The organism is Brevundimonas sp., from assembly GCF_051858995.1.
In the GTDB taxonomy this organism is placed as follows: Bacteria; Pseudomonadota; Alphaproteobacteria; order Caulobacterales; family Caulobacteraceae; genus Brevundimonas.
In genome coordinates this window covers 121,691-135,902 of record NZ_JBHYGN010000011.1, presented here as the reverse complement: position 1 = coordinate 135,902, position 14,212 = coordinate 121,691, and the positions used below count along the sequence as shown (strand labels likewise).

Annotated in this window: 17 protein-coding genes; 15 read left to right on the top strand and 2 right to left on the bottom strand. The window is 67.3% G+C overall.

All coding sequences use genetic code 11. From position 1 onward, the window contains the following. The first annotated feature begins 249 nt into the window (after nucleotides 1-249). The 8 genes from ACTIEF_RS12960 (at nucleotide 250) to ACTIEF_RS12925 (ending at nucleotide 8,725) form a co-directional block, all read left to right on the top strand. Nucleotides 250-672 carry a DoxX family protein gene (locus tag ACTIEF_RS12960; protein ID WP_439472555.1) on the top strand — a complete coding sequence of 141 codons (423 nt, stop codon included), beginning with the start codon at nucleotides 250-252 and terminating at the stop codon, nucleotides 670-672. 143 nt (nucleotides 673-815) lie between these two features. Then, complete coding sequence (locus tag ACTIEF_RS12955; protein ID WP_376858853.1) at nucleotides 816-1,301, top strand: MerR family transcriptional regulator; 486 nt, start codon at nucleotides 816-818, stop codon at nucleotides 1,299-1,301. A gap of 2 nt (nucleotides 1,302-1,303) precedes the next feature. Next, nucleotides 1,304-3,091, top strand: a complete 1,788-nt coding sequence (locus tag ACTIEF_RS12950; protein ID WP_439472554.1) for an acyl-CoA dehydrogenase C-terminal domain-containing protein — start codon at nucleotides 1,304-1,306, stop codon at nucleotides 3,089-3,091. Between the two features lie 203 nt (nucleotides 3,092-3,294). After that, nucleotides 3,295-4,458, top strand: coding sequence for an acyl-CoA dehydrogenase family protein (locus ACTIEF_RS12945; RefSeq protein WP_439472675.1), 1,164 nt, complete (start codon nucleotides 3,295-3,297; stop codon nucleotides 4,456-4,458). A gap of 16 nt (nucleotides 4,459-4,474) precedes the next feature. Further along, nucleotides 4,475-5,194 carry a 16S rRNA (uracil(1498)-N(3))-methyltransferase gene (locus ACTIEF_RS12940; protein ID WP_439472553.1) on the top strand — a complete coding sequence of 240 codons (720 nt, stop codon included), beginning with the start codon at nucleotides 4,475-4,477 and terminating at the stop codon, nucleotides 5,192-5,194. Between the two features lie 95 nt (nucleotides 5,195-5,289). Next, nucleotides 5,290-6,651, top strand: coding sequence for a glutamate--cysteine ligase (locus tag ACTIEF_RS12935; protein ID WP_439472552.1), 1,362 nt, complete (start codon nucleotides 5,290-5,292; stop codon nucleotides 6,649-6,651). Then, nucleotides 6,651-7,043: a VOC family protein gene (locus ACTIEF_RS12930; RefSeq protein ID WP_439472551.1), complete on the top strand. Its 393-nt coding sequence runs from the start codon at nucleotides 6,651-6,653 to the stop codon at nucleotides 7,041-7,043. Before ACTIEF_RS12935 ends, ACTIEF_RS12930 begins: the two co-directional genes overlap by 1 nt. A gap of 122 nt (nucleotides 7,044-7,165) precedes the next feature. After that, the gene (locus ACTIEF_RS12925) at nucleotides 7,166-8,725 is read left to right on the top strand and encodes an ATP-binding protein (RefSeq protein WP_439472550.1); all 1,560 of its coding nucleotides are present in this window, start codon (nucleotides 7,166-7,168) and stop codon (nucleotides 8,723-8,725) included. 3 nt (nucleotides 8,726-8,728) lie between these two features. Here ACTIEF_RS12925 and ACTIEF_RS12920 read toward each other — a convergent pair whose 3' ends face one another. After that, complete coding sequence (locus ACTIEF_RS12920) at nucleotides 8,729-9,115, bottom strand: hypothetical protein (RefSeq protein ID WP_439472549.1); 387 nt, start codon at nucleotides 9,113-9,115, stop codon at nucleotides 8,729-8,731. A gap of 87 nt (nucleotides 9,116-9,202) precedes the next feature. Between ACTIEF_RS12920 and ACTIEF_RS12915 the strand changes: the two genes are divergently transcribed. From ACTIEF_RS12915 to ACTIEF_RS12890, 6 genes are all read left to right on the top strand, one after another. Beyond that, nucleotides 9,203-9,622, top strand: a complete 420-nt coding sequence (locus ACTIEF_RS12915) for a hypothetical protein (protein ID WP_439472548.1) — start codon at nucleotides 9,203-9,205, stop codon at nucleotides 9,620-9,622. 18 nt (nucleotides 9,623-9,640) lie between these two features. Then, nucleotides 9,641-9,934 (top strand): type II toxin-antitoxin system ParD family antitoxin, encoded by a 294-nt coding sequence (locus tag ACTIEF_RS12910; RefSeq protein WP_439472547.1) that lies wholly within the window; start codon nucleotides 9,641-9,643, stop codon nucleotides 9,932-9,934. After that, nucleotides 9,931-10,254, top strand: coding sequence for a type II toxin-antitoxin system RelE/ParE family toxin (locus ACTIEF_RS12905; protein WP_439472546.1), 324 nt, complete (start codon nucleotides 9,931-9,933; stop codon nucleotides 10,252-10,254). The genes ACTIEF_RS12910 and ACTIEF_RS12905 overlap by 4 nt, the downstream gene beginning before the upstream one ends. After that, nucleotides 10,251-11,003 (top strand): DUF72 domain-containing protein, encoded by a 753-nt coding sequence (locus ACTIEF_RS12900; protein ID WP_439472545.1) that lies wholly within the window; start codon nucleotides 10,251-10,253, stop codon nucleotides 11,001-11,003. Before ACTIEF_RS12905 ends, ACTIEF_RS12900 begins: the two co-directional genes overlap by 4 nt. Nucleotides 11,004-11,108: 105 nt before the next feature. After that, the gene (phbB, locus tag ACTIEF_RS12895) at nucleotides 11,109-11,834 is read left to right on the top strand and encodes an acetoacetyl-CoA reductase (RefSeq protein ID WP_439472544.1); all 726 of its coding nucleotides are present in this window, start codon (nucleotides 11,109-11,111) and stop codon (nucleotides 11,832-11,834) included. 100 nt (nucleotides 11,835-11,934) lie between these two features. Beyond that, a complete protein-coding gene (locus ACTIEF_RS12890; RefSeq protein ID WP_439472543.1) occupies nucleotides 11,935-12,687 on the top strand; it encodes a DUF4908 domain-containing protein in 753 nt (250 codons plus the stop codon). On the opposite strand, the gene gloB is transcribed toward ACTIEF_RS12890, so the two are convergent. After that, nucleotides 12,677-13,405 carry a hydroxyacylglutathione hydrolase gene (gloB, locus tag ACTIEF_RS12885; RefSeq protein ID WP_439472542.1) on the bottom strand — a complete coding sequence of 243 codons (729 nt, stop codon included), beginning with the start codon at nucleotides 13,403-13,405 and terminating at the stop codon, nucleotides 12,677-12,679. The two genes, ACTIEF_RS12890 and gloB, sit on opposite strands and share 11 nt — an antisense overlap. Nucleotides 13,406-13,450: 45 nt before the next feature. Here gloB and ACTIEF_RS12880 point away from each other — a divergent pair, with 45 nt between their 5' ends. Next, complete coding sequence (locus tag ACTIEF_RS12880; protein ID WP_439472541.1) at nucleotides 13,451-14,209, top strand: class I SAM-dependent methyltransferase; 759 nt, start codon at nucleotides 13,451-13,453, stop codon at nucleotides 14,207-14,209. Nucleotides 14,210-14,212: the final 3 nt, after the last annotated feature.

Here is a 14,212-nt window from a genome sequence, read left to right as displayed (position 1 = left end):
CGGCCCCTCGCCCCGCCGGAGCCCGTCATGAGCTGTCAGTTTGAACCGCGCGACCGGTCGCTTAACGGTCGGGAAACGCCGGTCACATTACAGCGATTTATAAGTACGGCCACGCTTTGGCCGCGGGTGGACGTCACAAGAAGGTCACGGATGGTTACGCCCTCGCTTCGCGCCCTTGCGAAACGGTCAGGTCGATCCGATCTCGCGACTGTTGCAAATAACAAGAGCGCCCCACGGGCGTCATCGATAATGACTTCTCAGACCCTCACCCCCGCCCGCTCGCGACTGAACGCGAGCTACCGAAACCTGACCCTGTGGACCCTGCAGGGCTGGATCGCGATGTTCTTCATCGCCGCCGGCTACGCCAAGCTGAGCGAACCGATGGCGAACCTGATCGACCTGATGAAATGGCCGGCCCTGGTGTCGGAGAATTTCGTGCGCGGCTTCGGCCTCGCCGAGATCACCCTGGCCGTTCTGATGCTGGCCCCGCTGGCGTCGTGGAAGCACGGCCGCCCGCTGCTGGTCGTGGCCGCCTCGGGCCTGCTGATCGCCGAGATCGCCATGCTGGCCGTCCACGCCACCGGCCTGGACGTCGGCCCCGCCGTCACCAACCTGATCCTGATCGCCATGACCGCCCCGGTCCTGTGGATGCGGGCGCGGGAAGTGCGCTGATCTGAGACAGCAGGTTTCAGGCAGCAGGCAACAGGGCCGCGGCGGAGACGTCGCGGCCCTTTGCATTTGCAGTGAGGCCGACTGCCGCCGCGCCCCAAACCTTCCCTTTACGTCCGCGTCAAGTTCGGTCTAGAACTTCGCCCATGGCGACCGCTGACGATCACCGCACCTATTCCATCCGCCAGCTGTGCCGCGAGTTCAGCGCGACGGCGCGCGCCCTGCGCTTCTATGAGGACAAGGGGCTGCTGAATCCGGCGCGCAAGGGTCAGACCCGCGTCTATGACGCTCGCGACCGCGCTCGCCTCAAGCTCATCCTGCGCGGCCGCCGCATCGGCTTCAGCCTGCAGGAGATCCAGTCGATGCTGGATCTGTATGACCGCAAGGACCACAACGCCCATCAGATGGCCGTGGCCCTGCGCCAGCACCGCGCCCAGATCGCGGCGCTGAAGCAGCAACTGGAAGACATCGAAGGCGCCATCGAGACGGCGGAAGAAGCCTGCCGCTGGATGGAAGAGAAGCTGGGCGAATACCGTCCTGACCTCCTGCCCGGCGCTGATGAGTACGCGAGCCTGATGAAGGCCCGCCTCAACACCGAACACCACCACCAGCCCTTCAAAGCGAGAGCCTGACCATGGCCTACAAGGCGCCTGTCCGCGACCTGACCTTCATCCTGTCCGAAGTGCTGGAGATCGATCGCTACACCAACCAGCCCGGCTTCCAGGACGTGTCGTCCGAGCTGGCCCAGCAGATTCTCGAAGAGGCGGGCAAGTTCGCCGACGAGGTCATCGCCCCGATCAACAACCCGGGCGACAAGGAAGGCTGTCACTGGACCGAAGGCGGCGTGGTCACCACGCCCAAGGGCTGGAAGGAAGCCTATCATCAGATGGTCGAGGCCGGCTGGCCCTCGCTGATGATGGATCCGGCCTATGGCGGTCAGGGCATGCCCTCGGTCATCGGCTCGGCCGTGGGCCAGTTCACCGCCGGCGCCTCGGCGGCCTTCTCGATGTATCCGGGCCTGACGGCCGGCGCCTGGGCGGGCATCCACGCCAACGCCTCGGAAGAGCTGAAGCAGAAATACCTGCCCAAGATGTCGACCGGCGAATGGACCGGCACGATGAACCTGACCGAGCCGCAGTGCGGCACCGATCTGGGCATGGTCCGCACCAAGGCCGTGCCGAATGGCGACGGTTCCTATTCGATCACCGGCCAGAAGATCTGGATCTCGGCGGGCGAGCACGACTTCGCCGACAACATCATCCACACCGTGCTGGCTCGCGTCGAAGGCGCGGTTCCGGGCATCAAGGGCCTGTCGCTGTTCGTGGTGCCGAAATTCCTCGTCAATGAGGACGGTTCGCTGGGCGAGCGCAACACGCTGGAATGCGCCGGTCTCGAGCACAAGATGGGCATCCACGGCAACGCGACCGCCGTCATGCAGTACGACGGCGCCAAGGGCTGGCTGATCGGCGAAGAAGGCCGCGGCATGAACAACATGTTCGTGGTGATGAACGAGGCCCGCCTCGGCACCGGCCTGCAGGGCCTGGCCATCGGCACCGCCGCCTACCAAGCCGCCGTCGAGTTCGCCAAGGACCGCCTGCAGGGTCGTTCGCTGACCGGCGCCAAGAACCCGGACGGCCCGGCCGATCCGATCATCGTCCACCCGGACGTGCGCCGCATGCTGCTGGAAGCCCGTGCCTTCGTCGAAGGCGGTCAGGCCTTCATCCTGTGGACCGCGCTGCAGGCCGATCTCGAGAAGTCGGAAGACGAGGCCGTGGCCCAGAAGGCCAAGGACTACATGGGCCTGCTGACCCCGGTGCTTAAGGCCTATCTGACCGACAAGGGGTTCCACGCCGCCTCGCTGGCCATGCAGGTGCACGGCGGCTCGGGCTACACCGAACACTTCCCCGCCTCGCAGTACCTGCGTGATGCGCGCATCACCATGATCTACGAGGGCACCAATGGCATTCAGGCGCTGGATCTGGTGGGCCGCAAGCTGCCGTCCGCCGGCGGTCGCGCGATCATGAGCTGGTTCGGCGACATCGACGCCTTCGTGTCGGAGCACAACGACGCTGGCGAGACGGTGAAACCCTTCATCGACGGCCTGGCCGACGCCAAGAAGAAGCTGCAGGACGGCACGATGTGGCTGATGCAGAACGGCATGGCCAACCCGGACAACGCCGGCGCCGCCTCGACCGACTATCTGAACATCTTCGGCATCACCGCCCTGTCCTACGTCTGGGCGCAGATGGCCGTCGCCGCCCAGAAGCAGATCGACGCCGGTTCGACCGACCCGTTCTACGCCGCCAAGCTGCAGACCGGTCGCTACTTCGTCGAACGCATCCTGCCCGACGCCGCCGCGCACCTGGTCAAGCTGAAGACCGGCGCCGACGTGCTGATGGCGATGCCGGCGGACTCGTTCTGATCGGCTTGACTGCCGCCGCGTGACGCGACGAGTCACGGGCTGAGTTTCTCCCTCCCCGTCCCGGGGAGGGTGGTCGCGAAGCGATCGGGTGGGGAGGGCTAGGCAAGGCAGCCGCGCTTTCCTCGCCCGGCCCCTCCCACCCGGCTTCGCCTGCGGCGAAGCCACCCTCCCTCGGAGAGGGAGGGAGAATGTCGAGCGAACCCATGAACGTCCTCAACAGCCCTGACCCCGCCTTCATGCAGGACGAGGAGATCACCCTCTTCTCGGACAGCGTCGGCAAGTGGATCGACGAGCACGCACCGCTGGAGAAGGTCCAGCAGTGGATCGCCAATTCGTCGGTGCCCCGCCAGCTGTGGAATGACGCCGGGGACGCGGGCCTGCTGGGCCTGTCGATGCCGGAAGAGGACGGCGGTTTCGGCGGCGACTATCGCCACGAGGTCGTGCTGATGCGTCAGCTGGGCTGGAAGGGCGCGGACCATTTCGGCATCTCGCTGCACAACGCGATCGTCATGCCCTACGTCTGGCATTACGGCACCGAGGAGCAGAAGCAGCGCTGGCTGCCGCGCCTGCAGACCGGCGAGCTGGTCGGCGCCATCGCCATGACCGAGCCGGGCGCGGGCAGCGACCTGCAGGGCGTGAAGACCACCGCCATCAAGTCGGGCGACCACTACGTCCTGAACGGCTCCAAGACCTTCATCACCAACGGCCAGTTGGCCAACTTCATCATCGTGGTCGCCAAGACCGACCCGGCCGAGGGCGCCAAGGGCACCTCGCTGGTGGTCGTCGAGACGGATGGCGCCGAAGGCTTCGAGCGTGGCCGGAACCTGCACAAGATCGGCATGGAGGCCAACGACACCTCCGAGCTGTTCTTCAATGACGTGAAGGTGCCCGCCGAGAACGTCATCGGCGGCGCCGAGGGTCAGGGCTTCATCCACCTGATGCAGCAACTGCCGCAGGAGCGGCTGAACATCGCCATCCAGGGCGTCGCCGCCGCCGAGCGCGGACTGGAGTCGACGCTGGCCTACGTCAAGGAGCGCAAGGCCTTCGGCAAGCGGATCATCGACTTCCAGAACACCCAGTTCAAACTGGCGGAGGTGAAGACGAAACTGACTGTTGCGAAGGTCTTCGTCGACCACTGCATGGGCCTGCACCTCGAGGGCAAGCTGGACGCCGCCACGGCCTCGATGGCCAAATACTGGGTGACCGACATCCAGGGCGAGGTCATCGACGAGATGCTGCAGCTGCACGGCGGCTACGGCTACATGAACGAGTACCCGATCGCCCAGCTGTACAAGGACGCCCGCGTCCAGCGCATCTACGGCGGCACGAACGAGATCATGAAACTCTTGATCGCGCGGACGCTCTGACCGCAGAGAGGCGGACATGATCCGCCTCCACATCCCCCAGCCCCTCTCCTCCGGCGCGGCGCTCGCCCCGACGCTCGACCAGTCGCGCTACCTGACGCAGGTGATGCGGCTGAAGGCGGGCGATGAGCTGCTGGCCTTCAACGGCAAGGACGGCGAGTGGCGCGTCAGCGTGGCTGAGGTGCTGAAGAAGGGCGTGGTGCTGAAGGCCGAGGAACAGGTGCGGGCGCAGATCACGCCGCCGGATGTGCATCTGATCATCGCCACGGTGAAGAAGGCGGCGCTGGAGTTCGCGGTGGAGAAGGCGACCGAGCTGGGCGCCGCGCGCATCCGGCTGACCACCACCGCCCGCACCCAGCCGCAGCATCTCCGCCTCGACCGGCTGGACGCCATCGCCGAGGAAAGCGCTGAACAGACCGGACGGCTGGACGTGCCGCCGGTGGACAAGCCGCAGCCCCTGACCGCCCTGCTGGACGGGTGGGACGAGACGCGGCGGCTGATGTTCTGCGACGAGACCGGCGGGGCGCCGGCGATGACGGCGCTGCAGGCGGCGGGCGCGGGTCCCTGGGCCATCCTGATCGGGCCGGAGGGCGGATTCACGCCGGAGGAGCGGGACCGACTGCGGGCCCTGCCCTTCACCACCGCCGTGTCGCTGGGGCCGCGCGTGCTGCGCGCCGACACCGCCGCGACCACCGCCCTGACCCTGTGGCAGGCGGCCATCGGCGACTGGGAGCGCTGACGAAAACGAGCTGTCTCGCGGAAGTCGGACGTCGCCCCTTGAGCAAACGCCGAGGTCGGCCCATCTAGCCGCGACACCAAGGGTTACAGATCGACATGGCTGACGTTGCGCCGCTTTCCCGCGAAGACCTGATCGGCGCCATGTCGAAGGGCGCCAAGCCGCGCGCCGAATGGCGCATCGGCGCCGAGCACGAGAAGTTCGGCTTTGACCGCTCGACCCTGCGTCGCCCGACCTATGAAGGTCCCAACGGCATCCGGGCGATGCTGGACGGCCTGACCCGCTTCGGCTGGGACAAGGTCTATGAGGGCGACAACGTCATCGCCCTTGAGCGCAAGAACACCGAGGGCATGACCGCCTCGATCAGCCTGGAGCCCGGCGGCCAGTTCGAACTGTCCGGCGCGCCGCTGGAGGATGTCCACGACATCTGCAACGAGACCGGCCAGCACCTGATGGAGGTCAAGCAGGTCGCCGACCAGATGAACCTCGGCTTCCTGGGCGCCGGCTTCGATCCGATGTGGTCACGCGAGGACGTGCCGGTCATGCCCAAGGGCCGCTACGGCATCATGCGCGCCTATATGCCCAAGAAGGGCTCGCTGGGCCTCGACATGATGCTGCGCACCTGCACCATCCAGTCGAACCTCGACTTCGAAAGCGAGGCGGACATGGTGGCCAAGTTCCGCACCTCGCTGGCGCTGCAGCCGATCGCGACGGCCCTGTTCGCCAACAGCCCCTTTACCCAAGGCAAGCCGAACGGCTTCCTGACCGCCCGCGCCAACGTCTGGACCGATACTGATCCGGACCGCACCGGCATGCTGGACTTCGTCTTCCAGGATGGCTTCGGCTTCGAGCGCTACGCCGACTACGCCCTCGATGTGCCGATGTATTTCGCCAAGCGCGGCGGCCACTACATCGACCTGTCGGGCCGTTCGTTCCGGAAGTTCATGGATGGCCGCCTGGACGACATGCCCGGCGAACTGGCGACGCTGAAGGACTGGAACGACCACCTGACGACCCTCTTCCCCGAGGTTCGGCTGAAGGCCTATCTGGAGATGCGCGGCGCCGACGGGGGACCCTGGAGCCGCATCTGCGCCCTGCAGGCCCTGTGGGCGGGCGTGCTGTATGACGCGCCGGCGCTGGCCGCCGCCTGGGATCTGGTGAAGGACTGGGACATCGCCGACCACGAGCGCCTGCGCCGCGACGTGACCCGCCTGGGCCTGAAGGCCGAGGTCGGCGGACGCAGCGTGCGCGACATCGCCGTGGACATGGTCGCCATCGCCAAACAGGGCCTGAAGAACCGCGCCCGCTTCTCGGGCGGCATGGTCGATGAGCGGGGCTATCTGTCCGAGCTGGAAGACATCGCCGACAGCGGCCTGACCCCCGCGGAGCGGCTGCTGGAGCTCTACAACGGCGAATGGCAGGGCGACCTGACCCGGCTGTATCGCGACTTTGCCTACTGATGCGCCCGCTGGGGATCGACCACGTCGTCATCCGGACCCGCGATCTGAAGGCGATGCTGGCCTTCTATTGCGACGTGCTGGGCTGCACCGTCGAGCGCCGCCAAGAGGCTCTCGGCCTGATCCAGTTGCGCGCGGGAAACGCCCTGATTGATCTGGTGCCGGTCGATGGCCCGCTGGGACGCAAGGGTGGCGCGGCGCCGGGACTTGAGGGCCGCAACATGGACCATCTGTGCCTGCGCATCGTCGATTTCGACATCGAGGTCGCGCGTGCTCACCTGAAATCGCACGGGGTCGAGCCCGGCGAGGAAGGCCTGCGCTACGGCTCGACCGGCGAGGCCCTGTCGCTGTACCTGCGCGACCCCGACGGCAACGATCTGGAGCTGCGCGGCTGAGGCCCGCCGCGGTCAGGACGTTTTGACGCGGCGATCCGGAAAAATCGTCGATCAATGAAATCCGGGCTTAACATCAGTGGACTAAGGCTGAAACGTCGACCGGCCAGTCACGAGTCCCGAAGATGAGTTGCCCCGCCCACGTCGCCCCCGCCCCTCGCGGCCCCATGTCGCCGGAAGATGGCTGGGCAGTGGACGTCGGCACCTTCTTCGATGTGTCGCTGGACCTGCTGGTTATTCGCGAACTGGACGGCACCATCGTTCGGGTCAGCCCCTCGTGGCGCCGGGCCATGGGCTATACGCCGGAGGAGATGCAGGGGCGGCTGCTGCTGTCGCTGGTGCACCCCGACGACATGCCCGGCACTCTTGAAAGCGTCCGCGAGGTCGAGGGCCGCCGCGAGGGCAGCCCGGTGCTGGGCTACACCAACCGCTACAGGCACAAGGACGGCCATTACCGGACGCTGGAATGGCGCGCCCAGCGGTCTGGGGACCGCATCTACGGGGTCGCCCGCGACGTCACCGACCGGGTCGCCGCCGAACAGGCCCTGAAGGACGCCAAGGCGGCGGCCGAGGCGGCCAACCGCGCCAAGTCCGATTTCCTGGCCAATATGAGCCACGAAATCCGCACGCCCCTGAATGGCGTCATCGGCATCGTCGACGCTCTGTCGCGCACGGCGCTGGACAGCGGGCAGGCGGAGATGGTCGAGCTGATCCGCAGTTCTGGCGTAACGCTGGAGCGGCTGGTCTCTGACATTCTGGACGTGTCCAAGATCGAGGCCGGACAGCTGGATCTGGAAACCCGTCCGTTCGATCTGGAAGAGGCGCTGGAGCCCATCGCCGTGGTCCGCGCCCGGGCCGAGGACAAGGGGCTGGCCTTCCATGTCGTCCGTGACATCGAGGCCCGCGGCGTGTTCCGCGGCGACAGCACCCGCATCCGTCAGGTGCTGGGCAACCTGCTTTCCAACGCGGTCAAATTCACCGCCGAAGGTTCGATCACCGTCCGTATCGGCATGGACGCGACCGACCGGCTGGAGATCAGCATCGAGGACACGGGCGTGGGCTTCGACGCCGACCACGCCGCCCGGTTGTTCGAACGGTTCAGTCAGGCGGACAGCACCATCACCCGTCGCTTCGGCGGCACGGGTCTGGGCCTGTCCATCTGCCGCTCGCTGGTCGAGATGATGGACGGCGAGATCACCGCCCGGTCCGCGCCGGGCAAGGGCAGCGTCTTCCGTTTCGCCCTGCCATTGCCGCGCGTGGCCAATGACGTCGGCGAGACCGGCCTCGGCGCTGGTCCCCGCCCGCTGGCGGAACGCGCGCTGCGAATCCTTCTGGCCGAGGACCATCCGACCAACCAGCGCGTGGTGCAGTTGATTCTGTCCAGCCAGGGCGCCGATGTGGTCATCGCCGAGGACGGCGCCCAGGCCGTCGCCGCGTTCGAGATCGACGACTTCGACCTGATCCTGATGGACATGCAGATGCCGGTCATGGACGGGCTGACCGCCATCCGGCTGATCCGCGAGCGGGAGGCCGCCGCGCCGGGACGCGGGCGCATCCCGATCATCATGCTGAGCGCCAATGCAATGACCGAGCACCGCGACGACGCCGTCGCCGCCGGCGCCCATGTGGCCAAGCCCATCACCGCCGCCAGCCTGCTGGCCGGGATTGAGGCGGTGCTCGACTGAGAATCAGTTGGGGGTGACCAAGCCCTGCAGGCCGACGAGAATGGCGATCACGCCATAGATCGCCAGCACCAGACCCGCGCCCGCGGAACCGCTGGCGGGCAGGTCGCGGCCAGTGCGACTGCGCAGGTTCAGCCGGTCCCACAGCAGCAGGACCCCAGTGATCACGCCGACGACCTCGAAATGCATAACGCGCGGGCCGCTGATCAGATGGACGATCAGATACCGGCCGCCGGTGACCAGGGCGACCACGCCGACGATCCAGCCGAACGGTCCCAGCCGTCGAGCGAAGTCCGCCAGATTATCCCCGACCGACGGCAGTCTCGCCAGAAGGCCGATGGCCAGCAGGAAGCCGCCGAGGATGTTGGACAGGTCGAGCAGGAGAGCGATCATGCCCGGTGCAATGCCCCGCTTGTCCGGAGTGTTCCGTTCACCTTCAGCGACCACGGATTGTTAGGCGGGCACGGCTAGGCTGACGACATGCGATCCCCCGCCCTGTCCGAGTTCGCCGACTGGTTCCACCAGACCCGCGACATGCTGCTGTGGGCCGCGCTGGGCGTGGCTGGGCTGATCGTCGGCCTGTGGTGGGTCGGGACGGATCACTCGTCGCCCATCCCCGCGGCGGAGCAGGCGGTGCGCGAAGCCCTGCAGGACGCGGAGCCGCCCCTGGGCAAGTCGCGCATGCATCACTGGGCCGGCTATCGCCAGTGGCTGGTCTGCGGCGTGATCGAGGGCGACACGCCCCGTCCCTTCGCCGCCTTGGTGCAGGAGAAGAAACACAGCAGCCCCCTGTCGATGATCGGCAACGGCGACCGGGTCCGGGTGCTGGCCGTTCCGGGGATTACAGCGCCGCACACCAAGCGGACGGAGATGCTGGACGCCTGCGCCGCTCTAGGCTGAGAGCCAGATTGACAAACCTTGCCATCAAGCGCCTCCTTTGTGCTTAAGGAGGCCGCCATGGCGACGATGAACATCTCCCTACCCGACCAGATGAAGGCATGGGTCGAGGAGCAGACAAAGGACGGGCGCTACGCCAACTCCTCGGACGTCATCCGCGACCTGATCCGCCGCGAGCAGATCAAGGCGGAGAAGATCGCGCATATGCAGCGCTTGGCGGACGAGGGGCGGGCGAGCGGGATCAGCACGCGGACCATCGACGACATCAAGGCTGATGCGCTTGCCCGCATCGCCGCCCGCGACGCCGCCGCGTGACGCATTGGCGGCTGAGCGCGGAGGCCGACGAGGACCTCGTCGCCGTGTTCATCCAGGGCTGCGATCTGTTCGGCGTCCGCCCGGCGAGCCACTATGTCGATGCGCTCTACGCCGTCTTTCCCCTGCTGGCCGCCAATCCGGAGATGGCGCGACTGAGGACGGAGTTCGAGCCGCCCTTCCGCATCTTCCGCTTCAAGGCCCACCTCATCGTCTACGAGGAGGCCGAGGAGGAGGTCTTGATCCTGCGTATCAGACACGGCCATGAAGACTGGCAAGCGGACCCGCGCGGTCCCTCCAGAGATGAGGACCAGACGAGATGACCCACACCATTCGCGTCGGCATCGGCGGCTGGACCTTCGAGCCGTGGCGCGGCGTCTTCTATCCGGAGAAGCTGAGCCAGAAGAAGGAGCTGGAGTACGCCAGCTCGAAGCTGACCTCGATCGAGATCAACGGCACCTACTATTCCGGCTTCAAGATCGACACCTGGATGAAGTGGCGCGACGAGACGCCGGACGACTTCGTCTTCGCGGTGAAGGCCAGCCGCTTCTGCACCAACCGCAAGGTGCTGTCCGAGGGCAATGAGAGCCTCGAGCGATTCCTGGATCAGGGGCTGACGGCGCTGGGCGACAAGCTGGGGCCGATCAACTGGCAGTTCATGGCCACCAAGAAGTTCGACCCGGTCGATTTCGAGGGCTTCCTCAAGCTGCTGCCCAAGGAGAAGGACGGGGTGCGCCTACGCCACGCGCTCGAGGTGCGCAGCCCGACCTTCGACGCCCCGCAGTTCTATGATCTGGCCGCAAAATACGGCTGCGCCATCGTCTATGCCGAGGATGACGAGGCCCCGGATTGGCCGAAGATCGACCAGCCGACGGCGGACTTCACCTACGCCCGCATGATGTCCTCGAAGCCTGACGAGCCGACCGGCATGACCTCGGCCGAACTGGACGCCATCGCCAAGCAGACGAAGGACTGGGCCAAGCGCGGCGACGTGTTCGCCTACTTCATCGCCGGGGCCAAGGTGCGCAACCCGGCGGCGGCCATGGCCCTGATCGAGAAGCTGAGGGCGTGACGCCACAGAACGGTGGCCTTGCGCGCAACGCCACGCGGGTTAAAGCGTAGATCAGCAGGCGGCCCGGTAGAGGCCTCCGCTTCAGGAAAACACAAGGAAGCGCCCATGGCTCGCGTCGCACTGGTGACGGGTGGAACCCGCGGTATCGGCAAGGCGATCGTTCAACGCCTGAAGGAAGACGGCATGGCCGTCGCCGCCGGCTACTCCGGCAATACCGAGGCCGCCGAGGCGACCGCCCGCGAGCTGGGCGTGATGGTGGTGAAGGGCAACGTCGGCTCGTACGACGACTGCGCCCGCGCGGTGGCCGAGGTCGAGGCCGAGCTGGGCCCCATCGACGTGCTGATCAACAACGCCGGCATCACCCGCGACGGCTTCTTCCACAAGATGAGCGCCGACCAGTGGTCCGACGTGATCCGGGTGAACATGGACAGCGTCTTCAACATGACGCGTCAGGTGATCAACGGCATGCGCGACCGGGGCTTCGGTCGGATCGTGAACATCTCCTCGATCAACGGGCAGAAGGGCCAGATCGGCCAGACCAACTACTCCGCCGCCAAGGCGGGGATGATCGGCTTCACCAAGGCGCTGGCGCTGGAGAATGCGCGCAAGGGCGTGACGGTGAACTGCATCGCCCCCGGTTATATCGACACCGAGATGGTGGGCGCCATGGACGAGAAGGTCCTGGCGGGAATCGTCGCCCAGATCCCGGTCGGAAGGCTCGGAAAAGGCGAGGAAATCGCCGACATGGTCTCCTGGCTGGCCGGCGAGCGTGCCGGATATGTCACAGGCTGCACCCTGTCGCTGAACGGCGGTCAGTATCTGGTCGGCTGATCCGGACGCTGCCCAAAATCCGCCGCGTGGTGATTCCACCAAGTTCGATATGAAGTTGACGGGGAAGGTCAGAACGGCGCGAACGCCGCTTCAGACTGCGATGGCGTTCGCCGTCGCGGCCATCGCCGTATTGTCGGTGACGGGAGCCGTCGCGCAGGAGCGCGGCAACGCCCAGTCTGAACAGAGCGAGGCCCTGCGCAGCCGGGGCGCCCCGACCCGCGCCCTGCCGCCGGTGGGCCGCTACATGTCCGACTCGGGCGAGGGCTTCACCCTGGACCGCTCGGGCCAGCGCCCGCTGCTGCGCTTCGATCGCCGGGATGAGACCTGGGTCCTTCGCCCCACCGTGGCGGTGCGCGGCGACGTCATCTATCGCAACGACGCGGGTCAGCAGATCCTGCGGGTGACGCCGGGCGGCGGCATGACCGTCTTCACGTCGCGCTCGCCGGGCGGCTCCCCCGCCTCGTTCACGGGCCCTGGCGAGACCCTGGCCCCGCCGTCGCTGGGGCCCGCGCAACTGTTCCAGTTGATGGCCCGCCGCAGCGCCATGGTCAGCCAGACCATGGGACGGCTGATCGAGATCAACGTCGACACCGACGAAGATGCCGAGGGCCTGACCGTCGAGGCGCTGATCCTGTCGACCGACGCCGTGCTACGGATCGCCCGCTCGCCCACGGGCCGGTCGTCGCTGAACCAGCTCCGCCGCATCGTCATCGTTCAGGGCAACAGCTCCGCCGTGACCTACGCGCGCGGGGAACTGCGGATCGTGGTCGCGCCGAACCAGGGCGTGGCGGGCCGTCCCTCGTCCGCGCGCGTGATCCGGGCCTTCCTGCCCCAGGACCCGCCTAGCCGGTAAAGCTGTCCTTGGCCGCGCGCCGGGCCGCGAAGTCGGCGGCGTCCGTGGCGCGCAGGAAGGGATTGAAGGCCTTCTCCGCCGCGAGGGTCGTCGGCACGGTCGGTTCGCCCCGCTCGCGCATGGCCATGATCTCCGCCGCCCGCGCCTGCATCTCGGGCCGGTCGTCGAGGCTGAGGGCGAAGCGGGCGTTGGCGGCGGTGTATTCGTGCGCGCACCAGATCACCGTCTGATCCGACCAGGCTGCCAGGATCTGGAGGCTGCTCCACATCTGCTCGGGCGTGCCCTCGAACAGCCGACCGCAGCCCATGTTGAACAGCACGTCCCCCACGAAGGCGAGATTGTCCGCAACCGAGCGATAGACGATGTGCCCGAGGGTGTGGCCCGGCGTGTCCGCCACCTCCAACCGGGTCGCCCCCAGCATGACCGTGTCGCCGCCCCGGACGACATCATCCAGAGGCGCGGCGCGACGCACTTCCTCTGGGCCGATGATCCGGCAGCCGGTCGCCGCCTGCAGGGCCGCGTTGCCCTGTGTGTGGTCCGGGTGCCAGTGGGTGTTCAGAATCAGGCTCAGGGGTCCCCAGCCCGACCGCTCCAACTCGGCCAGGATGGCGTCGGCGTCGGGCGTGTCGACGGTGGCGATGGTTCCGGTCTCCACGTCCCGGACCAGAAAGCCGTAGTTGTCGTTCAGGCAGGGGAAGAGGCAAACTTCGAGCGTCATGACGCCATTCTGGCAGCCGGTGTCCGGCGGGTCTATGCTGGGGCCATGCGGCGCAGCATCGAAGACCTGAGGATTTTCTACGGCGAGCCCGCGGGCGCGCTGGCGCGTCGACTGCTGGCCCGACGGCTGGAGGACGCCTGGGGCGAGGCGTCGAACTGCGACGTGCTGGGCCTCGGCTACGCCACGCCCTGGCTGGACGCCTTCGTGGGCGCGCGCCGGATCGTCGCCGCCATGCCGGGCGGTCAGGGCGTCGAGCTGTGGCCGCAGGCGGGCAAGAACCGCACGGTGCTGGTCGAGGACCGCCGCCTGCCCTTCGCCGCCGGATCATTCGATCGCATCCTGATGATCCACGCGCTGGAAGAGGCCGACGACGCGCAGGCGCTGATGCTGGAGGCCGTGCGGGCGCTGGCGCCGACGGGCCGGATCATTCTGGTGGCGGCGGCGCGCGGCGGCCTGTGGGCGCGGTCGGAGAACACCCCCTTCGGCCATGGGCGTCCCTTCACCCGCCGCCAGCTGGAAAGGCTGGTGCGGGCGGCCGGTCTGGAGCCCACGGCCTGGTCCCAGACCCTGTACACGCCGCCGTGGGGGCCGCTGCTACCGCTGGCCGACGGACTGGAGCAGATCGGCAAGCATGTGCTGCCCGGAACCGCCGGGGTCATCCTGCTGGAAGCCACGCGGCAGGCCTACGCTCGCGCCCGTCCGGGCGGGGCGGTGGCGACGGCTCCCGTGCTGACGCCCGCCCTGCAGCCGCAACCGGCATCGCGAGCCCCTCGTGATCTGGCGGGACGCGCCAAACACCCGTAAAGG